Source organism: Nocardia sp. NPDC052316 (assembly GCF_044547795.1).
Lineage (GTDB): Bacteria > Actinomycetota > Actinomycetes > Mycobacteriales > Mycobacteriaceae > Nocardia.
The window spans coordinates 937,989-958,447 of sequence record NZ_JBIUBB010000004.1; the positions used below are offsets into that span (position 1 = coordinate 937,989).

Annotated in this window: 16 protein-coding genes; 13 read left to right on the forward strand and 3 right to left on the reverse strand. The window is 69.7% G+C overall.

Annotation, left to right across the window (positions count from 1 at the left end; translation table 11 throughout):
- Positions 1-71: 71 nt before the first annotated feature.
- Entirely contained in the window at positions 72-3,254 is a 3,183-nt protein-coding gene (locus tag ACIHA7_RS22705; protein ID WP_397292911.1) for a carboxyl transferase domain-containing protein, read from the forward strand.
- A 7-nt stretch (positions 3,255-3,261) separates the two neighbouring features.
- On the opposite strand, the gene ACIHA7_RS22710 is transcribed toward ACIHA7_RS22705, so the two are convergent.
- Positions 3,262-4,695 carry a serine hydrolase domain-containing protein gene (locus ACIHA7_RS22710; RefSeq protein ID WP_397292912.1) on the reverse strand — a complete coding sequence of 478 codons (1,434 nt, stop codon included), beginning with the start codon at positions 4,693-4,695 and terminating at the stop codon, positions 3,262-3,264.
- A 199-nt stretch (positions 4,696-4,894) separates the two neighbouring features.
- Between ACIHA7_RS22710 and ACIHA7_RS22715 the strand changes: the two genes are divergently transcribed.
- The gene (locus ACIHA7_RS22715) at positions 4,895-5,542 is read left to right on the forward strand and encodes a pentapeptide repeat-containing protein (RefSeq protein ID WP_397292913.1); all 648 of its coding nucleotides are present in this window, start codon (positions 4,895-4,897) and stop codon (positions 5,540-5,542) included.
- Positions 5,543-5,585: 43 nt separating this feature from the next.
- Here ACIHA7_RS22715 and ACIHA7_RS22720 read toward each other — a convergent pair whose 3' ends face one another.
- Complete coding sequence (locus ACIHA7_RS22720) at positions 5,586-6,353, reverse strand: TetR/AcrR family transcriptional regulator (protein ID WP_397292914.1); 768 nt, start codon at positions 6,351-6,353, stop codon at positions 5,586-5,588.
- Positions 6,354-6,450: 97 nt separating this feature from the next.
- On the opposite strand from ACIHA7_RS22720, the gene ACIHA7_RS22725 reads away from it, so the two are divergent.
- Both ACIHA7_RS22725 and ACIHA7_RS22730 read left to right on the forward strand, forming a co-directional pair.
- Positions 6,451-7,092, forward strand: a complete 642-nt coding sequence (locus ACIHA7_RS22725) for a hypothetical protein (RefSeq protein WP_397292915.1) — start codon at positions 6,451-6,453, stop codon at positions 7,090-7,092.
- 131 nt (positions 7,093-7,223) lie between these two features.
- A complete protein-coding gene (locus ACIHA7_RS22730) occupies positions 7,224-7,640 on the forward strand; it encodes a GerW family sporulation protein (protein ID WP_397292916.1) in 417 nt (138 codons plus the stop codon).
- Positions 7,641-7,671: 31 nt separating this feature from the next.
- On the opposite strand, the gene ACIHA7_RS22735 is transcribed toward ACIHA7_RS22730, so the two are convergent.
- Positions 7,672-8,328 carry a TetR/AcrR family transcriptional regulator gene (locus tag ACIHA7_RS22735; protein WP_397292917.1) on the reverse strand — a complete coding sequence of 219 codons (657 nt, stop codon included), beginning with the start codon at positions 8,326-8,328 and terminating at the stop codon, positions 7,672-7,674.
- Here ACIHA7_RS22735 and ACIHA7_RS22740 point away from each other — a divergent pair.
- The 9 genes from ACIHA7_RS22740 to ACIHA7_RS22780 all read left to right on the forward strand — a co-directional run bounded on the left by ACIHA7_RS22740 (position 8,276) and on the right by ACIHA7_RS22780 (position 20,348).
- Positions 8,276-9,184 carry an alpha/beta fold hydrolase gene (locus ACIHA7_RS22740; protein ID WP_397292918.1) on the forward strand — a complete coding sequence of 303 codons (909 nt, stop codon included), beginning with the start codon at positions 8,276-8,278 and terminating at the stop codon, positions 9,182-9,184. The genes ACIHA7_RS22735 and ACIHA7_RS22740 overlap by 53 nt on opposite strands.
- Before the next feature lie 211 nt (positions 9,185-9,395).
- On the forward strand, positions 9,396-10,430 hold the full coding sequence (locus ACIHA7_RS22745; RefSeq protein WP_397292919.1) for an AraC family transcriptional regulator: 1,035 nt from the start codon (positions 9,396-9,398) through the stop codon (positions 10,428-10,430).
- A gap of 133 nt (positions 10,431-10,563) precedes the next feature.
- Positions 10,564-11,982: an MFS transporter gene (locus tag ACIHA7_RS22750; RefSeq protein WP_397292920.1), complete on the forward strand. Its 1,419-nt coding sequence runs from the start codon at positions 10,564-10,566 to the stop codon at positions 11,980-11,982.
- Between the two features lie 103 nt (positions 11,983-12,085).
- Entirely contained in the window at positions 12,086-13,336 is a 1,251-nt protein-coding gene (locus ACIHA7_RS22755) for a hypothetical protein (protein ID WP_397292921.1), read from the forward strand.
- Positions 13,333-14,304, forward strand: coding sequence for a glutamate ABC transporter substrate-binding protein (locus tag ACIHA7_RS22760; protein ID WP_397292922.1), 972 nt, complete (start codon positions 13,333-13,335; stop codon positions 14,302-14,304). Before ACIHA7_RS22755 ends, ACIHA7_RS22760 begins: the two co-directional genes overlap by 4 nt.
- Positions 14,301-15,485 carry a hypothetical protein gene (locus ACIHA7_RS22765; RefSeq protein WP_397292923.1) on the forward strand — a complete coding sequence of 395 codons (1,185 nt, stop codon included), beginning with the start codon at positions 14,301-14,303 and terminating at the stop codon, positions 15,483-15,485. The genes ACIHA7_RS22760 and ACIHA7_RS22765 overlap by 4 nt, the downstream gene beginning before the upstream one ends.
- Entirely contained in the window at positions 15,482-18,022 is a 2,541-nt protein-coding gene (locus ACIHA7_RS22770; RefSeq protein ID WP_397292924.1) for a tetratricopeptide repeat protein, read from the forward strand. The genes ACIHA7_RS22765 and ACIHA7_RS22770 overlap by 4 nt, the downstream gene beginning before the upstream one ends.
- Positions 18,019-19,065 (forward strand): phosphatase, encoded by a 1,047-nt coding sequence (locus ACIHA7_RS22775; RefSeq protein ID WP_397292925.1) that lies wholly within the window; start codon positions 18,019-18,021, stop codon positions 19,063-19,065. Before ACIHA7_RS22770 ends, ACIHA7_RS22775 begins: the two co-directional genes overlap by 4 nt.
- Positions 19,062-20,348 carry a VWA domain-containing protein gene (locus ACIHA7_RS22780; protein WP_397292926.1) on the forward strand — a complete coding sequence of 429 codons (1,287 nt, stop codon included), beginning with the start codon at positions 19,062-19,064 and terminating at the stop codon, positions 20,346-20,348. The genes ACIHA7_RS22775 and ACIHA7_RS22780 overlap by 4 nt, the downstream gene beginning before the upstream one ends.
- Positions 20,349-20,459: the final 111 nt, after the last annotated feature.

Consider the following 20,459-nt stretch of genomic DNA (forward strand, 5'->3'; position numbering starts at 1 on the left):
GGGTCAGGACTGAGGTTGCACCTCGGGCATGTCCCGCTCGGTCCCGCGGTGGGCTGGGGGAGACTGTCGGGATGCGCGTGGTGGTGGTTAATCGGGGGGAGGTGGCGGTTCGGGTTGTGCGGGCCGCTCGGGAGCGGGGGTATGCGACCGTGGCGGTGGGTACCGCTGCGGAGCGGGATGCGCTGGCCGTGCGGTTGGCGGATGAGGTGGTGTGGCTGCCGGGGGAGGGTGCGGGGGCGTATCTGGATGTAGCGGCTGTGGTGGCGGCCGTTCAGGCGGGTGGTGCCGGGGCGTTGGTGCATCCGGGGTACGGGTTTCTCAGTGAGAGTGCGGAGTTGGCGGCTGCTTGTGCAGCGGCCGGGCTGGTTTTCGTGGGGCCGGGACCAGAGGTGTTGCGGACGTTCGGCGACAAGGTTGCGGCACGGGAGGCGGCGGCGCGGGTCGGGGTGCGGGTGTTGGCGGCGACCTCGGCGGGAGTGGGGATGGCGGAGATCGCGGAGTTGCTGGCCGCGCATCCGGACGGGGTGATGGTGAAGGCGGCCGCGGGCGGTGGTGGGCGCGGCATGCGGGTGGTGCGGGATCCGGAAGTGCTGGGGGAGGTGTATGAGCGGTGCCGGGCAGAGGCGTTGGCGGGATTCGGGGACGACGCGGTGTACGGGGAAGCGTTGGTGGCCGATGCGCGGCATGTCGAGGTGCAGGTGGTGGCCGACGGCGTGCGGGCGGTGGCCGTCGGGGATCGGGATTGCAGTGTGCAGCGGCGGCAGCAGAAGTTGATCGAGGTGGCGCCCGCGCCGAACCTTGCTGGGGCGCTGCGGGAGCGGCTGCACGGCGATGCGGTGCGGTTGGCCGAGTCGGTGGGGTGCCGCGGGGTGATCACCGTCGAGTTCCTGGTGCGTGGTGACGATGCGTGGTTCCTCGAGGTGAATCCGCGACTGCAAGTGGAGCACACGGTCACCGAGGAGGTGCTGGGTGTGGACCTCGTGGCGTGGCAGCTGGATCTGGCGCAGGGGTGCAGTCTGGATGATCTCGCGGTGCCCGTCGACGGTCCGCGTGGCTACGCCGTGCAAGCGCGGGTGAATGCCGAAATCCTCACCGCGGGTGGCGATGTGCTGCCGAGCACCGGCACCGTGACACAGTTCGCCCCGCCTACCGGGGTAGGTGTTCGAGTCGACACTGCCGCCTACCCCGGTATGCGGCAAGGGGCGCAGTTCGATTCGTTGCTGGCGAAGGTGATCGCGCGCGGTCCGTCGTACTCTGCCGCACTGCGCCGCTGCTCGGACGCGTTGGCCGAAACCGTCGTCGTCGGGGTCGATACGAACGTCGCGCTGCTACGAGCGGCGTTGGACGAGCTCTGCGCCGGAGCCACCGTGTCCACGGCGTGGTTCGAAGATATTTTGAACGAACTCTCCGCTAGGGCAGGCGATTACGCGCCTGCGGTACATATCGAGCCGGGCGTCGCCCCGGTCGTCGCGGACTCTGTTGTCCTGCAAGACGACGAACAGGCATTGCGCTCACCCATGGGCGGCACCGTTGTCAGCTTGGTCGAGCCCGGCACCGTCGTCGCGGCCGGCGCCGAGATCGCCGTGCTGGAAGCCATGAAGATGCAGCACGTGCTGCGCGCCGAACAACCGCTGCGCGTCCGACGGCACGTCGCCGCACCGGGTACGACGGTGGATCCGCATGCGCCCCTGCTGGTCTGGACCGAGGCCGACCACGACGGGACCGTCGCCGATATCGCCGCGGTCGACCTCGACACGATTCGCCCGGACCTGGCCGAGGTGCGCGAGCGGCACCGCGGCACCCTCGACGAGTCCCGCCCCGACGCGGTCGCCAAACGCCACCGGCTCGGCAGACGAACCGCTCGCGAGAACATCACCGACCTGGTCGACGAGGGCAGCTTCGTCGAGTACGGCGCGCTGGCGGTCGCCGCGCAACGCCTGCGCCGCAGCCAGGAAGACCTGATCGCGAACACCCCCGCCGACGGCCTGATCGGTGGCGTCGCGACCATCAACGCCGACCGGTACGGTGCCGACCGCACCCGGGTGGTCGTCATGTCCTACGACTACACCGTGCTGGCGGGCACCCAGGGCATGCGCAACCACACCAAGACCGACCGCATGCTCGAACTGGCTCGCGCGCAACACCTTCCGGTGGTCTTCTACACCGAAGGCGGTGGCGGCCGCCCCGGCGACACCGACTACGGCGGCATCTCGGGCCTCGACGTCACCACCTTCCGTGCCATGGGCGCCCTGTCCGGCCGGGTCCCGTTGGTCGGCATCGTGTCCGGCCGCTGCTTCGCGGGCAACGCCGCACTGCTCGGCATGTGTGACGTGGTGATCGCCACCCCCGACGCGAACATCGGCATGGGCGGGCCGGCCATGATCGAAGGCGGCGGCCTGGGCGTCTACGCGCCGGAGGACATCGGCCCGATCGAGGTCCAGCGCCGCAACGGGGTCGTGCACATCGTCGCCGCCGATGAAACCGAAGCCGTGCGCATCGCCAAGCAGTACCTCACGTATTTCCAAGGGCCGGTCGATGATTGGGTCGCTCCGGACCCGCGCCTGCCTCGCCACGTGGTCCCGGAGAACCGATTACACGCCTTCGACATCCGCGCGGCCATCGAAGCCATCGCCGACCTCGACTCCATCCTCGAACTGCGCCGCGACTGGGCCGTCGGCATCATCACCGCCCTGATCCGCGTCGAGGGCCGCCCCTACGGCTTGATCGCCAACAACTGCCACCACCTCGGCGGTGCCATCGACGCCCCCGCCGCCGACAAACTCAGCAGCTTCCTGCGCCTGTGCGACGCCAACGGCCTCCCGATCGTCTCCCTCTGCGACACACCGGGTTTCATGGTCGGCCCGGAAGCCGAGAAAGACGCCACCGTCACCAAATTCAGCCGCCTGTTCATCGACGCGGCGGCGCTGTCGGTCCCGTGGGGCACCGTCATCCTGCGCAAGGGCTACGGCCTCGGCGCCCAAGCCATGGCCGCGGGCTCCTTCCGCGCCCCCCGCTTCGTAGTCGCCTGGCCCACCGGTGAAATCGGCGGCATGGGCCTGGAAGGCGCCGTCCGCCTCGGCTTCGCCAAAGAACTCGCCGCCATCGAAGACCCGATCAAACGCCAGGAAGCCTTCGACAACCTGGTCGACCTCGCCTACGCCAACGGCAAAGCACTGACCGCCGCCACCGTCCTCGAACTCGACGACGTCATCGACCCCGCCGACACCCGCCGCTGGATTCGCACCCTGCGCTAGCACCCCCTCAACGGGCCAGGGTGGTTTCGAGGGCTTCGACCAGGTTGTGGGCGCGCGGGTCGAGGGCGCCTTCGACGATGTGGTTGGTGACGTAGGCGAAGGAAAGGGTGCGTTCTGGGTCGGCGTAGCCGAGGGAGCCGCCGCGGCCGGGGTGGCCGAACGAGTTCGGTCCGCCCAGGGTGAGGTCGGCGATCGGAAGCATGAATCCGCTGGCGTAGCGGTCCGGCAGCATGAGTACCCGATCGATGCCGCTGGTTTGCTCGCGGGTGGCGGAATCGAGGGTTTGCGCCGTCAGCAGGCGCCGGCCGCCGACCTCGCCGACCAGCGTGGCGTACAGCCGAGCCAGCCCGCGCGCGGTGCCGATGCCGTTGCTCGCGGGAATTTCCGCGGCCTGCACAGCGGGGGAGTTGAAGTCGATGTCGGGCGGGTCGGTGATCTGAAAGGCCCGGTTCGCCAGCGATTCCGGGTCGCGCAGCGCCGCGACCATGGACCGGAACCGCTCCGGCACGAGGTCGTCCGGCAACGCCGTGAGGTCCGGTTTCGGCGCGAACACCAACCGGCTGACCCGATGTTGTTCGGCAGCAGGCAATCCGATGAAGAAATCGATATCGAAGGGTCCCGCGATGTCCTCGGCGAGGAACTGCCCGACGGTGCGCCCGGTGATCCGGCGGATCACCTCGCCGACGAGCCAGCCGAAGGTACGGCCGTGGTAGCCGTGGTCGGTGCCCGGCACCCAATTCGGCGCTTGCGCGGCTAGCGCGTCCACCATCGGCGTCCACGCCAGCGCGTCGGCGAGCGGCACCGGCTTGTCGATCGCGGCGAGACCCGCCTGATGCGTCAGCAACCAGCGCACTGGAATCTCACCCTTGCCCACCGCCCCGAACTCTGGCCAATACCGGGCCACCGGTGCGTCCAGGTCGAGCTGACCGCGCTGCACCAGCAGATGGGCCGCGGCCGCCACCACCCCTTTGGTCGCCGAGTAGACCAGTTGCAGCGTGTCGCGCTCCCATGGCCTGCCGCTCTCGGGATCGGCCACCCCACCCCACAGGTCCACCACCGGTTCTCCGTGCCGATACACGCACACAGCCGCGCCGATCCCGCCCCCATCAGCGAAGTTCGCCGCGAACGCGTCCCGAACCGCCGCATACCCGGGAGCAACAGATCCGTCGATGTGCATGCAGCCCAGCATGTCACGGCCACCGGGCGCCCGGTGGCCGGTGGCCGGTGCGCTGAGCGCCGTATCGCGGTTGTGCCGGTGACCGAGCGTGTGATGGTGGCGGCCTCCGGTCGGCGGCCGCGTCCCACGGTGCCACGGCCCTGGTCGATGCTGGCCGTTCGGGTCGCCGCGCTGCCCAGCCCGAGCAATACGCAGTGCGGTGTCGAGCACGAGGACGTCGGCGCGGTGGTCGCGGCTGAACGCGTCGTCGGATACTCGCCCCATCGAGCCTGGCGGGCAATGTGGATGGGCATCATCGTTTGCCCCGAAGGTGGTCGAGGCGGCGGCCTACCGCGGGACCGGTCTCGGTCAGCACCCCGCGATCATCGCGCCGTGTGCGCAGCCGACCGTGGGCGAAACCTGTCGGTGCCGGACGGAATACTCGACCTTCGTCTCACCCCGAACCAGCACCGGAGGAACCCACATGCCGCACGAGCTCGAAGACCTGCCCTACGCGCGTCACCTCGCGGCGTGGGAGGGCGACCTCGAGCCGGAAGGGGACTACGACTGCGTGCATCTGGACGGCGGCGAGTTCGATGATGTCGAAGTCCAGAACGCCCGCTTCGGTGAGTCGGCTTTCACGTCGGTGGCGTTCACCCGGGGCAGCATGCGGCACACCAGGTTCGCCGATGTGTGGTTGCGCAACGTGCGCTGGGTGGGTACGGAGCTGGCCGATACCGGCTGGCTGGACGGTGAGGTGCTCGCCGGCGCCATGTCCGGCGTCGATCTGGCGGGTTCGAGCCTGCGCCGAGTGCGTTTCGAGGGCTGCAAATTCGACTCGGTCAATTTCCGGAGCGCGAAATTGCGCGACGTGTCGTTCGTCGAATGTGTGCTGCGTGACTGCGATTTCGGTGACGCGGAGCTCACCAACGTCACGTTCCCCGGCTCCACACTGGAAAGCCTCGTCGTGAATCGCGCCAAGCTGACCAAGGTCGACCTGCGCGGCGCCCGCGCGCTCGACATCACCGACGGTCTCGACGCTCTCCGCGGCGCAATCATCGACAACGGCCAGTTGATGGAGCTGGCCCCCGCCTTCGCCCGGCACTTGGGCATCGTGGTGCGAGACTCCTGAACCGCCGATATCGGCAGCCAGTCGGCCACGGGGAAAACGTTGTTTACGCGCCCGCCGCGGCACGGGCGACCGTCGCGGCCACACCGTCCAGCACCACTTCGAGCCCGAACTCGAAATCATCCCGGCTCGGGTCGGGTGTCGAGGGTGGCGGCGCCGATTCGAACAGTCCGGAGCCGAAGAGCTCGGCCGCGTCCGGGTAGCGTTCCGGATCGACCAGCCGGGCCATGTACCGAGCGTAGTGGCGGTTGGTCTGCGCTTCGTCGAGACCGGTTGTGCGCCTGCCTTGTTCGAGCTGCTGCGCCAGCAGATCGGCCTGCCGCACGTATCCGCTGACCACCATCACCACCCCGACCTTCGCCCCGGCGTCCAGCCCGGTGGGCCGCAGCGCGCGTAGGCCCGCATCCATCCAGCCGATGGCACCCGGCCCGCTGGGCGGTCCCGAAATCGGCAGCTGGGTGAGCCAGGGGCGCCGCCGGTGCACCGACCACAGGGCAACGGCCCACTCGCGCAAGGCGGTCCGCCAATCATCCTGCGGCGCAGAAAGATCCGGGGGAGAGCCGGTCGCGGCGTCGGCCATCAGGACGAACAGCTCCTCCTTCGACCCGATATGCCGATAGAGCGACATCGGTGTGACGCCGAGCCGCTCGGCGATTTTCGGCAGCGTCGCCCCCGGCAACCCGTCCCGGTCCGCCAGCTCCACCGCGGTGCGCACCACCCGGTCGACATCGAGCCCGGCCGGCCTGCCGAGTCTCGGCCCGGTGGGCAGTCGCCAGAGGCGGACCAACTCGTCCGGCGGGGTGTCGTCGACCATGGTGTGTTTCGCCTCCTCAGTGCTTGTGCTCGAACGGCGGAAACATTAGCATGCGCCTTATAGTATAAGAGATATACTAATGAGGGAAGTGATCGCCATGAACAGCACCGTTATCCAGCGCACCACCGGCACGGCGGGCCTGATCGCCACGCTCCTGACGCTGGTCGAACTGCCGCTCTACTTCGTCTACGGCGGCCCGCCACCGGACTGGAACATCTTCACCCGCAGCATGTTCGGACTCGTCGGCAACGTCCTGCTCGTCGTGTTCATGGTCGGTCTCCCGCACCTGCTGAAGGCGCACGGCCCGGCCTACGCCTGGCTCGGCTCGCTCAGCGCGGTCGCCGGTCTCGTGTGGCTCACGGTCACCTCGATCTCCACCTGCCTCGAAGTCGGCGCCGCCATCGCCGCACCCGACCCCATCGATCCGACCATCGCCGTCACCGGCACCTACCTGCTCTACGGTTCCCTGTCGAAGCTGCTGATCGCCTTGTTCCTGATCGCCTTCGGCGCCGCCATCGCGGGCACCGCGCTGCTGCCACGTTGGACGGTGCGGTCGGCCTTCGGCTTGGCCGCGATCCACCTGGCCTTCGTGCCCTCGATGTACTTCGGGAACAACCCCGCCGATTTCTACGCGGCCAACGGCTGGGGCACCACGGCGACCACGGGCGGCCTGACCATCCTCTGGCTGCTCGCGGTGAGCGTCGCGCTCCTACGCGCACCGGCCATCCGGACGGTCTGAACATCCACTGCCGGTTCGAATCGACAGCGTCGCAAGAAGATCGAACGACTACCGCGGCATTTTCGCGGCTCAGACCAGGCCGCCGGTTACTCTTCGATGGAAGCGGCAACGGCTAGGGAGGGTCCACGGCAATGGCGGCAACACAGGAGGGTGACCCCTCGTTCAGCGCGATCGACAGGATGGACGCAGCGATCTCCGCGGGACTGCGACAGCAGGGGACGGGCTGTCTCGGTGAACAGGCCCGCGCGGATACCGTCTTCGGTGAACCCGTCACTGCCGAGGGCATTACCGTCATCCCCGTCGCGCGCGCACGCTTCGGATTCGGTCGCACCGGATCCAGCGACGGAGTCGAAGGCGGAGGTGTAGACGTACGCCCCATGGGCTACATCGAGATCCGCAACGGCACGGCCTGCTACCGCCGGATCGGCAACCGTTGGAGCCGAGTCGGCACGCCACTGATCGCTCTCGCCTCGGGATTCGCCGTTTCCGGAGTCATTCGCGCCCTGCGTAAGTCGTCGAGGCTCGGTATCGGCTACGAGCAGTCGTGACGGCAGACGTACGGGCCGCCCGGTGCGAGCGTCAGTCCGGCCTCAACAAACCCTCGAGGACTCGGCGTAAGACGAGTTCGAACATGTCGCCCGGTGGATCCGCGTCCCGGTCCGATGTCGCCAGCGCCGCGGCGAGAAACTGGTGGTCGCCTTGCTCGGCCATCTTGTGCAGATAAGCCGCCTGGGCGATGCGACGCGACCGATCTGCGGTCCTGTCACCGACCTCGGCGCGCGCGAACTGTTGGACGAGCGCGTTCAGCACCGCGATTGCCTGCAATTTCACCGGTCCTGGCATGTCGAGGTCCGCCATGGCCCGCAGCGCGTACTCGAGGTAGGCGATCCCGTGTGGTCCGACCCGCAGCGGCTCGACGGGGATGTCGAGTAGCCAGGGATAGCTGACGTGGACGGTCTTGGCGCGGACCGCCAAGGCGACGAGGTCGTCGATCATCGCGCCACTCGGCGCTACGTCCAGGTCGATCTGTCCGGCAGCGAAATCGACCATGAGGTCGAGTACCTCGTCGCGACCCGACACGTAGCGGTACAGCGCCGACTGGCTCACCCCGAGTTGCTGGGCGATCCGGCGGGTGGAGACAGCGGCCAAGCCACCCTGGCCGGCCAGTTCGATCGCGGCGGCGGTGAGGTCGTCGCGGCTGTGCGACGGGGCAGGCCCGCGACGATGGGCGCACAACGGAGCGGTACGTCTCGCGTTCGATCAGTTCGCGCCGCACGCGGGTGGAGACCCACTGCTCATCGCCACCGGGCTCGGCGCAAACCGGCACTGGGTTCCAGACGGGTTCTGTGCGCAGTTGGCCGAATTCGGTTTCGCCGTAGCGCGATACGACCAGCGCGACGGCGGTGAATCGACCCATCTGCCACCGACGGCGGTGCGCAACCCGATCACCGCGCTGCTGGCCCGGCGGGGTGCCGCCTACACCGCTGAGCAAATGGCAGACGATGCCGCCGCGGTGCTCGACGAATTGGGCTGGAGCTCGGCGCATCTGCTCGGCGTCTCGCTGGGCGGGGCGGTCGCCCAGCGGGTCGCCCTCCGACACCCCACCCGCGTTCGCACCCTCGCATCGGTCGCTGCTGTCCCGGGGGACGTCACCGGACTGCGCACGCTCCGCTACATCCGGCTGGGCACGCTCGCGAAATTCGCCCGGGTCAAGTTTCCGGATACCCCAGCGGGCGCCGTGGAGGCGGGTGTTGTGGTCGCGAAACTACTCGCCTCGCCCCGCCACGAGTTCGATGAGGGGACCGTGCGCGCACGATTAAAAGACAACCCGGACAGTGGAATTCACGACCAGGAGGCGCAGAGCCGGCAGATCGGGGCCCAATGGAGCGGCCCGGCGATCACCGAGATCGCTCGGCCGACCCTGGTCGTGCACGGAGAAGACGATCCGCTGATCAAAACCAATGCCGCTCGTGCCATCGCGTCCCGGATTCCCGGCTCTCGACTGCTCCTACTTCCGCGAGTCGGACATGATCTACCCGAACACGCGTGGAAACCGCTCGCTGCCGCAGTCCGCGAACTCGCCGACGCCTGATCGACCCGCACACCGGCGCCATCGCGGTTCAGCGCGGCACCGGTCCACCAAAGCCTGCTCGGTGCAGCGGAAGTGGCGTGGTGTTCCCATGGGACATCGGAGGTCTCGCGTACCTCGATCAGTTTGTCGTTTTGCCCATCCGAGCGGCTCGGCATTGATAGATTTCGCCGAGTCGTCGGGGTATGGCGAATTCGATGAGGAATGCGAGTACATGTTCGACCGGGATTTTCGCCGCAGCATCGACGGTGTTCGGGTGCTGATCGGGCTCGCCGAGGAACGCGGAATGTCCGGTGCGGACTGGCTGTCCGGCGCGCGGCTCTCGCCCGCCGATACCGAGTGCACAGCGCAGCAGGAACTGCTCGCGGTGCGTGCGCTGCTGGCCCGCTGCGGCGCCGAACCGGGACTCGGCGCCGAAGCCGGTGGCCGGGCCGACATTCCGCCGTACAGCCCGTGGGGGCTGGCACTGCTCAGCGGCCGGACGTTGCGCGACGCCGTCGACGTCGCGGCCCGCTACCTCGACCGGACCTCGGTGTCCGGCAGGCTCACCATCGAGGAAACGGCCGGCTCGCTCCGCCTGCGATTCGACGATTCCGAAACCACACCGGCCGTGCGGGTTTTTCTGGCCGAGCGAATCCTGGCCGGTGTCAAGACAATCGGCAGCGTCGCAAGCGGCACCGAAATTGCGCCGATCCGAGTCGAATTCCGGCACCGCGCGCCGACGGACAACAGCAGGTATCGCGAGATCTTCGCCGTGGCCCCCATTTTCGGCGCGGAAACGAATGCGATGTCATTCGACGGGCGCGCCCTCGACCAGGCCGTACCGGCCACCGACGAGCGGGCGCGCAACATCTGCGCGCAATTCTGCCGTGACCTGCTGGATCGCCATTGCCTGCGCACCGGTGTCGCGGGCACCGTGCGCGAGCTGCTGGTTCGCAACCCCGGCGATATTCCCGATCAGATCGCGGTCGCCAACGAATTGTTCATGAGCCCGCGCACCTTGTCGCGGCGGCTCAACGAGGAGCAGACCTCGTTCCGCGCCTTGCTCGACGAGGTCAGGCAGTTGCTGTCGGAGCAACTGCTCGGGCACACCGATCTGACCACCGAGCAGGTCGCCGCCCGCCTCGGTTACGCGGAGGCCGCGTCGTTCATCCGCGCGTTCCGGCGCTGGAAAGGGTGTCCGCCGCAGGAGTTCCGGCTGCACGGCGGTCCACCGGCCCGCGCACCCGTCCCGGTCGGCGTCCGCTAGGCGCTCGGCACAGTGCCCGGGCCGGACTTCGACTCGGGGCCTAGCCCGTTCGCGCAGAGTTCCAAGTGGAACGACCGAAGTCGCACGGTGTGTTGGGTGCGGCGGACGCGCTGGATGCTGCAAGTATGCTGGCATGTCGATCAGCGCTCCCGTTGCGCCGAGTGTCCCGAAGACGATCCGCCAGGCCACGGTATTGGCCGTCTGCTGCACCGCCGTCGTGATGGCGAATGTGGACACCACCGCGGTCAATGTCGCGCTACCCGCGATCGGTCGCGGGCTGGACGGTTCGCTGGCGGGTGCGCAGTGGGTGGTCGCCGCCTACACGTTGACCATGGCCTGCTTGCTGACGCTGTCCGGCTCGCTGGCCGACCGGATCGGCAGGAGGACGATCTTCCAACTCGGCCTCGCGATATTCGCTATGGGTTCGCTGGCATGCAGCCTCGCCCCCTCGATGGGCTGGCTCGTCGCGTTCCGGGTGCTGCAGGCGGTCGGCGGGTCGATGCTGACTCCGGTAGCGATGGCGATCATTTCGGCCGTGTTCACCGAACCGGGGCAGCGGGTCAGGGCGATCGGGATCTGGAGCGGATCGATCGGGATCGGCATGGCGGCAGGCCCGGTGATCGGCGGCTTGCTGGTGGAGACGATCGGCTGGGAGGCGGTGTTCTGGATCAACGTGCCGATCGCGGCGACGGCGCTGGCGCTGACCTTCCTGGTGGTCCCGCAGTCGAAGTCGGAGCGGCCGCGCGCGCTCGATCCGATCGGGCAGCTGCTGGTGATCGGCGTGCTCGGGCTGCTGGTCTTCGCGATTATCGAAGGGCCACACCGCGGTTGGCTCGCGCCGGTGACGCTGGGCAGCTTCGCGGGCTCGGCGGTGTGCCTCGCCGCGCTGCTGCGGTACGCGCCGCGTCATCCGCACCCGCTGATCGATCTGCGGGTGTTCCGTTCGATCCCGTTCACCGGCGCGTTCGTGATCGCGATCCTCGCCTTCGCCGCGATGGGTGGCTTCCTCTTCTTGAATACGTTCTATCTCCAGGAGATTCGGCACGACTCGCCACTGGTGGCCGGGCTGGCCCTGGTGCCGATGGCGGCCGCCATGTTCGTCTTCGGGCCGATGTCCGGCCGGATCGTGGCGAGCCGGGGCGCCCGCAGCGCGCTGAGCACGGGCGCGGTGGTGGCGACCGCCGCCGCGGCGGTACTGACGCTGACCTTCGACGGCAGCGCAAACCTGTTGCTGCTCATCGGTTACGCGATGTTCGGCGCGGGCATCGGCCTGATCTACACGCCCATCACGGCGACCGCGGTGGCGGGTCTGCCGCCCGCGCAGGTCGGTGTCGCGGCCAGCATGGCCAGCACCTCACGCCAGATCGGGCAGTCGCTCGGCGTCGCCGTGATCGGTTCGCTGATCGCCAGCCATCCCGGCGCGCTCACCTCGGCAGCGGACTTCCGGCTGCCCGCTCATCTCGGCTGGCTCACCATCACCGGTCTGTGCGCAGCGGCCCTGGTGGCCGCCCGAATCAGCACCGCGCCCAAGGCGGTTCGCGCCCGCTTCTGAAACCCCGATTGTCCACTACCCGGGCAATCGGTCGGCACACCCAATCCTGCTCCCGTACTATCGCGATCGGATACACCGGCCGGGGAGATGTAAGGAGGACGGTGTGGGACCTCGCATCCGCAACGGGACCCTGTGGTTGCGACGCTTCGCCGGAACGACGCCGGGGGTGGTCGCGGTTGTTGTCGTCGTCTCCGTTGTGCTGTGCCTGCTCGCCGGTTTCGCGTCCGCCAGCCAGCTGAGCGGCAAGAGCGAGCGCCGCGACATCGCGCTCGAACGCACCGAGCCGCTCGCGTTCGCCGCCCAGCGGCTCTACGTGGCGCTGTCGGCCGCCGACGCCTCGGCGGCCACCGCCTTCCTGGCCCCCGGCGTCGAGGGACCCGCGCTGCGCAAGCAGTATCAGCAGTCGCTGGCCGATGCCGCCGCCGCGCTGTCGGAGGCCACCGCAGGCGTCTCCGACGAGGAGACCAGGCAGATCGTGGCCCGCATCGCCGCCGACCTGCCCGCCTACACCGGCCTGGTCGAGACGGCGCGGGCGAACAACCGGCAAGGCTTCCCGGTGGGCTCGTCCTATCTGCGCGCGGCGTCGGAGGTGATGCAGAAGTCGCTGCTACCCAACGCCGAACGGCTCACCGCCAGCCGGTTCGCCGCGGTGCACGAGGACCAGCGGGCCATCGCCGCGTGGCCGTGGGTGAGCATCGTGCTGATCGCGCTGGTGCTGCTCAGCTGCGCGGCGGGGTCGTGGATCCTGTTGCAGCGCACCAACCGGGTCGCCAACCTCGGCGTGCTGGCCGCGGCGGGCGCGGCGGCGCTGGCGCTGCTGTGGATGATCGCCGCGACGGGCGTGGCGTCCAACGCGATGGAGACCGGCGCGCAGGACCGCTTCGAATCGCTGGCGAAGGCGCGCATCTCGGCCCAGCAGGCGCGCACCGAGGAGACGCTGCAATTGATCACCCGCGGCGACATCGCGGCGAACGAAGAGAGCTACAACAGGTACGCCGCCGAGTTGCGCGATCGGATCGGCGCGGTCGTCGGCGCGGACTCCGTTGCGGCGCAGGAGCTCACCAAATGGACCGCCGGGCACCGTGCGCAGGTCGCCGCGTACCAGGCGGCGAACTACCCGGCGGCGCTCGAGCAGGCGATCGGCACCGGCCCCGCCTCGTCGGCCACCCAGTTCGCCGCGCTGGACCGCTCACTCAACGACAACCTGACGCAGGCCCGCCGCGACCTGCGTGACGGGCTGCGGACCGCGGGCACCGCGCTGCTGCTCAGTCCGCTCGGCACACTCGCGCTGCTGGTGCTGGCCGCGGCCGCCGTGGTGGCCGGCGTGTGGCCGCGGCTGAAGGAGTTCCTGTGAGAACACGGTTGGTGCTCGCCGCGCTGCTGGCCGGGGCGAGCGTGCTGATGACGGGCTGCGGATCGGGCGAGCTGCCCGCACCGAGCACGCTCGACGCGGTGGATCCCTTGCCCGCGGGCGCCGCGGAGATCACCGCCCCGCCGCAGGCCGAGGGCGACGGCGGCTGCGACACCGAGGCGACCCTGCGGCCCGGCCCGCTGCCGAGACCCGGTGCGATGCCCGCTGGTTCGGCGATGGCGGAGATCGTGGCGAACCAGCGGCTGCGGGTCGGCGTCGACCAGAACACCTACCTGTTCGGCTTCCGTAATCCGGGCACCGGCGAACTGGAGGGCTTCGACATCGACATCGCGCGCGAGATCGCCCGCGCGCTGTTCGGCGATCCGACCAAGATCGAACTGCGCTCGGTGACGGCGGCCGAACGCATCCCCGCGCTGCGGGACAAACAGGTCGACATGATCGTGCGTACCTTCTCGGCGACCTGTGAGCGGCGCAAGGAGGTCGACTTCTCGGCCGTCTATTACCGTGCGGCGCAACGCATCCTGGCACCGCGGGACTCCGGCATAAGCTCCGGTGACGACCTCGGCGGCAAGCGCGTCTGCGTGGCCCGCGGCACCACCGCCCCCGCTCCACTGTTCCGGTTGGCGACGCGGCCGACCGTGATCGGCGTGACCAACTGGACCGACTGCCTCGTCGCCCTGCAACAGGGCCAGGTGGACGCGATCAGCGGCGACGACCCGATCCTGTTCGGGCTGGTCGCCCAGGACCGCAACCTCGAGGTGGTCGGCACGCCGATCGGCAGCGGCGCCTACGCCGTCGGCGTGCCCAAGGGCGGCGACGAACTGGTCCGCTTCGTCAACGGCGTGCTCGACCGGATGCGGACCGACGGCACGTGGCAGCGGATCTCCGCGGCGCGCCTCGGTGCCCTGGGCCAGGCCCAGGAGCCGCCCGAGCCACGGTATGTGGGATGAGCCGGACCGTCATGCCGCTGCTCACCGTGTCCGAGATAGATCGTGAATTGGCCCGGCGCGCCACCGAAGTCGACGCTATCGTGGCCACCCTGCTGGAGCTCGACAAGCATCCGGGACTCACCCTGGTGCGGCGCTATCCGCCGTCCGGCGTCACCGAGGCGCGCTGGCTGCCGGTCCGCGACGCGCTCGCGCTGATGTGGGAGGACTTCGGCCGGATGCGCGCCATCCTGGACTCGGCCCGTGCGGTGCGTGGCACCCGCGCCAAGCTGGACGACGGACAACGCGCGGAGCTCACCGAGCTGCTGCACGGACGCCCCTATGAGGTGTCGCGCACGCCGATCCCGCTGGCCGAACGCTCACTGACCGGTCCGAGCGAACACGTGTTGTTCGTCGGCCTCGCCGATACCCTCGAACGCATGCGGGCGACCTTCCCGGCGATCGCCGAGTTCCTCGACGCGGTGGACAAGGTGAACACCCGCGTCATGTCGGGCCTCGCGCCGCTACAGCACAGCCTGGACAAGGCGGGGCCGGTGACGCCGGAACTGCGCGCGATCGCCGACGGCATCGCCGATCTGCTGAGCCGCTCGGCCACCGACCCGCTCGCCCTGACCACCGCCGAGATCGACGCCCGCGTCGCCGAGCTCTCCGCGGCCGTGCGCCGGGAGGCGGCCGTGCTCGCCGAACTCGGTGCCATGGTCGCGAACTGGCCCGGCGCGATCGCTGCCGCGCGCACGAAGCTGGACGCTTTGCAGGCCACGTGCGAGCGGGCCGCGGCGGCGAAGGCGAAGGTCGAGCGCACCATCGTGTCGGGTCCGCTGCCGGTGCCCGCCGACAATGTCGGCTTGCTGCGCGCGCAGCTGGATGCCCTCGCGGCCCAGACCGGCGCGGCGGCCGCCCTTCTGGCGCTCAATCTGCGCATCGATAGCGCGAGCGAGAGCGCCACCACCGCGGAGAACCTGGCCAAGGGTCTGCTGGACCGGCGCGGCGAGCTGCGCGGCAGGCTGGCCGCCTACCAGGCCAAGGCGGCCCGCCTCGGCGTCGGCGAGGACCACGATCTGCTCGCCTCCCAGCAGATCGCGGCCGGACTGCTCGCCCGCACGCCGTGCGACCTGGCGGCGGTCACCCGCGCCGTCGCCGACTATCAGCAACTCATCGCGGAGAAATCGGGGAGGGGAACGTGAGTACCTGCACGGAGCCCGGCTGTTCGGGCACGATCGAGGACGGCTACTGCGCCGTGTGCGGGACCGCCCCGGCGGAGGCGACGACGGTGCGGTCCGAATCGTCGGCGGCGGAGCTGACGACGGCGGCCGCGAAAGACCGGCGGTGTACCGAACCGGGTTGTGGCGGAACGATTGTCGACGGTTACTGCGAAGTATGCGGGACGGCTCCGGCGGAGGCGACCACGGTCGAGGCGGCACCCGCGTCCGCGGCGGCGAGCACCGCCGAGGCGGCACCGTCGCCTGCCGAGGTGACGACGGCGGCCGCGGCGCACCGGAGTTGCACCGAACCGGGTTGCGGCGGAACGGTTATCGACGGTTACTGCGAGGTGTGCGGCACCGCGCCCGCGACGGTCGAGGCGGTGTCCGGTAGCAGCCGAAGCACTCGGAGCAGTTCGCGCTCGGTGCGCACCGGCCGCTCGTCGTCGCGGTCGAGTCGCCGCGGACGGCTCGGCGCGGGCATGGTCGAGGTGCCCCGCGTGCCGCGCATCGACCCGACCACCGCGATCATGGCCGACCCGAAGGTGCCGGAGAACAAGCGGTTCTGCGGTAAATGCGAGAAGCCGGTCGGCCGGGGGCGCGACGGGAAACCCGGCCGCACGGCCGGATTCTGCGCCAATTGCGGCACCCGATTCTCCTTCGACCCCAAGCTCGTCAAGGGTGATCTGGTCGCCGGGCAGTACGAGGTCGCTGGATGCCTGGCGCACGGCGGGCTCGGCTGGATCTACCTGGCGATCGACCGTAACGTCAGCGACCGATGGGTGGTGCTGAAGGGCCTGCTCAACGCGGGCGACACGGATGCGTTGCTGGCCGCGATGGCGGAGAAACGCTTCCTCGCCGAGGTGGAGCATCCCAGCATCGTCAAGATCCACAACTTCGTCGAGCACGCCGGGTCGGACGGGGTACCGGTCGGCTACATCGTGATGGAGTACGTCGGCGGCACCTCGCTCAAGCAGATCCTGCGCCGCCATCGCGACACCGCCGGTGGCTTCCTGCCGCCGGCCCAGGCGATCGCCTACGTGCTGGAGATGCTGCCCGCGCTCGGCTACCTGCACTCGCTCGGCCTCGCCTACTGTGATTTCAAGCCGGACAACGTGATGCAGACCGACGAGCAGCTCAAGCTCATCGATCTCGGCGCCGTGATCGCCATGGACGATCAGGACAGCCCCATCTACGGCACGATCGGCTACCAGGCGCCCGAGATCGCCGAGACCGGGCCGACCATCGCCACCGAGGTCTACACGGTCGGGCGCACGCTGGCCGTGCTGCTGGTGAATGTGCCGCAGCGGGGCGGGCATTTCGGCGCGCTCCCCGGCCCGGACACCGAACCGCTGCTGGCGACCTACGATTCGCTGCACCGATTCCTGCTGCGCGCCACCGACGACGACCCCGACGCGCGGTTCGCCTCGATGGAGGAGATGACCGATCAGCTGACCGGGGTGCTGCGCGAGGTCCTGTCCATCGACGACGGGGTGCCGCGTCCCGGTATGTCGACCTACTTCGGGCCGCCGCGTGGCGTGTTCGGTGTCGACGGCGCGTTCGATGCGGCGAATATTGTTGCCGCGCTTCCTGTTCCGCTGGTAGACCCGACCGACAGCGCGGCCGCGCTGCTCGCCACCACGACCGGCACCACCCCGGTGGAGCTGGAGCACGCGTTCGAGGCCGGGCTGCGCTCGGTCGTGACCGGCAAGACCGCGTCGACGGAGATTCCGTTGCGGCTCATCCGGGCCGCGCTGGAGGTGGGTGACATCGCCGAGGCCGACCGGCGGCTGACTGAGGTGGCCGCAACGCTACCGGGGGACTGGCGACTCGCCTGGTATCGCGGCGAAAGCCGGTTGCTGGACGGTGATTTCGCGGCGGCGACGGCCGAGTTCGACGCGGTGTACGCGGCGCTACCCGGTGAAGCCGCGCCGAAGCTGGCGTTGGCGGCGGTCGCCGAGCTGTCCGGTCAGCAGGCCCCCGACGCGAACGGCTTCGACGCCGCACAGGAAAAGCGTAGGGCGGCGCGCTATTACGAGACCGTGTGGCGCACCGATCGCACCTATCTCAGCGCGGTGTTCGGTCTGGCCAGGCTGCGCACGGCCGCCGATGATCGCGACGGCGCGGTCACCGTGCTCGATCAGGTCGACGCGGGCTCGGCGCTGTTCACCGAGGCGAGAATCGCTGCGGTGCAGACGATCCTGAACGGACGGTCCGCCGCCGAGCTGACCGAGCCGATCCTGCGCGACGCGGGCGATCGGGTATCCAGGCTGCGGCTGGACTCCAAACGCCGTGCGGCGCAGGTGCGTTTGCGGGTGCTGACCGCCGCACTGGACTGGCTGCGGGCCGGCCGGGTGCCGGACCGACCCGATCCGTTGCTCGGCGCGGAGCTGGATCAAGACGGCGTGCGCACCGGATTGGAGCGTTGCTATCGGGACTTGGCCCGGGAAACCGACGACATGTGGGAGCGATTCGCGTTGGTAGAGCAGGCGAACACCGTGCGGCCGAGGACCAGGCTGTGAGCGCCGACGTGGGGGTGCGATGTCCAGGGTGCGCCGCCGAGGTGCAGCCGCAGGATCGCTTCTGCGAGAACTGCGGACACGAGCTGGGCGGCAAACGGGTCGCGCTGCCCAACCACGAGCCCGCTGCGCCGACCGCGTGCGACGGATGCGACGGTGTGGCTTACGACGCCGACGGCTACTGCGCGGGCTGCGGCCAATTGCGCAGGATGCCGGACCGATTCGACGCGGACCTCGGCGCCGTCGCGGTGGTCACCGATCGCGGCATCGCCCACGCGCGCAACGAGGATGCCGTCGCCGCCGCCGTCCTGAACGGTACCGACGGCGTGCCGAACGCGGTGGTCATCGCGGTCGCCGACGGGGTGTCGACCTCCGAGGATCCGCAGGTGGCCTCGGGCGCGGCGGCCAGGGCAGGTGTCGACGCCGGTCGCACCGCGCTGCTGGACGGTCTGTCCGCGTCCGACGCGGCGATGGCTGGTCTCGCGGCGGCAGCCCAGGCGGTGCGCGATATCGCGGTGACCGCCGGGCACGCGCCGTCGTGCACCTATGTGTCGGCCGTGGTGCGCACCGACGCCGCGGGCACCGAGATCACCGTCGCCAATGTCGGTGACAGCAGGGCCTATTGGCTGCACGCCGACGCGCCCGACGGCCCGGACAATCCGCAGTCGCAGCGGTTGACCGTGGACGACTCGTGGGCCCAGGCCCTGGTCGACGCGGGCGCGCTGGACGAGCGCGCGGCGATGAACGATCCGAGGGCGCACACCCTGATCCGCTGGCTCGGCGCGGACAGCCCGCCGAAACCCTGGGCCGACAACTGCATCCAGACCTTGCGCACCACCGGACCGGGTGTGCTGCTGCTGTGCAGCGACGGCCTCTGGAACTACCTCTCCGACGCGACCGCGCTGGCGGAGGTGGCCACCGCGACCACACCGGCCGTCGCCGCGCGCGAACTGGTCGAGTTCGCGCTGCGCTGCGGCGGCAGCGACAACATCACCGTCGCGATCGTCCCCGTTCCATGGTCCGTGAAGCCAGGAGAAGTACAGTGAGTTCCGTTGCAGGCAATGGCATTTCGGTAGCCGTCGATCAGAACGAGTATCTGGCCGACGGTGTCGGCACGGTCGACGCCGTGGTGACCGTGGAGACCGCGGCCGAGCTGGTGGTGGCCGCCGCGCCGCAGGAACGGCTGGAAGTCCTCATCCTCGACTGCTCCGGCTCGATGGCCACCGGCCGCAAGTTCCCCGGTGCCCGCCAGGCCGCCCTGGCCGCGCTCGACGTGATGGCCGACGGCACCAGGTTCGCGATCGTCGAGGGCACCGCGATGGCGCGGCTGATCTACCCCACCGACGCGCCGTCCACGCCCGCGAATCGGGACTCCAGGGCGGCCGCGCGGCGCGCGCTGGACAAGCTCAAACCCAACGGCGGCACCGCGATGGGCACCTGGCTCGGCCTGACCAGGCAGCTGGCCAAGAAGCATCCCGGCGCCATGGTGCACGCCATCCTGCTCACCGACGGCAAGAACGAACACGAGGAACCCGCGGCGCTCGCCGCCGAGATCAAGCAGTCCGAAGGCGTGTTCACCTGCGACTGCCGCGGCGTCGGAACCGACTGGCGGGTAGACGAATTGCGCGCCATCGCCACCGCGCTGCACGGCACCGTCGACATCGTCGCCGACCCGGCCGAGCTCGCCGCGGACTTCGCCGCGATGATGCAGGGCTCGATGGCCAAGGCGATTCCGGAACTGACGCTGCGGATCTGGACCCCGGCGGGTGCCAAGGTGCGATTCGTCAAGCAGGTCGCGCCGACCATCCAGGATCTCACCGCGCGCCGGGTGGACACCGCCGCGCAGGTGGGGGAGTACCCGCTCGGCGCGTGGGGCGCGGAAGACCGCGACTACCACGTGCAGGTCGAGGTGGAGCCCGCCGCGCCGGGCCGGGAGAAACTCGCCGCCCGGGTCAGTGTGGTCAGCGGCGACGAGGTGCTCGGGCAGGGTCTGGTGAAGGCGGTGTGGACCACCGACACCGAGTTGTCGACCCGAATCAGCAGGCGGGTAGCGCATTACACCGGTCAGGCCGAGCTGGCGCAGGCAGTGCAGGAGGGCCTGGCCGCGCGCAAGAGCGGCGACGCCGATACCGCCACGGCCAAACTGCGGCGCGCGGTCGAACTCGCGGCGGAGTCGGGCAACGAGAGCACGGCGAAGCTGCTGCGCGGCGTAGTCGAGGTCGACGAGCGCAGCGGGACCGTGCGATTGCGGGCCAGCGTCGAGGCCGCCGACGAGATGGCACTGGACGCGCGCTCGACGAAGACGGCCAGGGTACGGAAGGAGGGGTAGTGGTTGCCAGCTGTCCCGACGGTCACCCGTCGGTCGCGACGGACTACTGCGATGTGTGTGGCGCGCCGATGGGGGCGGTCGCGCCTGCCGGAGCGGAGCCGGTGGCGCTGT

Coding starts and splice junctions, on each gene's coding strand:
- ACIHA7_RS22705 (WP_397292911.1), top strand. CDS start 72: ATGCGCGTGGTGGTGGTTAATCGGGGGGAGGTGGCGGTTCGGGTTGTG.
- ACIHA7_RS22710 (WP_397292912.1), bottom strand. CDS start 4,695: ATGGGGCGAGTATCCGACGACGCGTTCAGCCGCGACCACCGCGCCGAC.
- ACIHA7_RS22715 (WP_397292913.1), top strand. CDS start 4,895: ATGCCGCACGAGCTCGAAGACCTGCCCTACGCGCGTCACCTCGCGGCG.
- ACIHA7_RS22720 (WP_397292914.1), bottom strand. CDS start 6,353: ATGGTCGACGACACCCCGCCGGACGAGTTGGTCCGCCTCTGGCGACTG.
- ACIHA7_RS22725 (WP_397292915.1), top strand. CDS start 6,451: ATGAACAGCACCGTTATCCAGCGCACCACCGGCACGGCGGGCCTGATC.
- ACIHA7_RS22730 (WP_397292916.1), top strand. CDS start 7,224: ATGGCGGCAACACAGGAGGGTGACCCCTCGTTCAGCGCGATCGACAGG.
- ACIHA7_RS22745 (WP_397292919.1), top strand. CDS start 9,396: ATGTTCGACCGGGATTTTCGCCGCAGCATCGACGGTGTTCGGGTGCTG.
- ACIHA7_RS22750 (WP_397292920.1), top strand. CDS start 10,564: ATGTCGATCAGCGCTCCCGTTGCGCCGAGTGTCCCGAAGACGATCCGC.
- ACIHA7_RS22765 (WP_397292923.1), top strand. CDS start 14,301: ATGAGCCGGACCGTCATGCCGCTGCTCACCGTGTCCGAGATAGATCGT.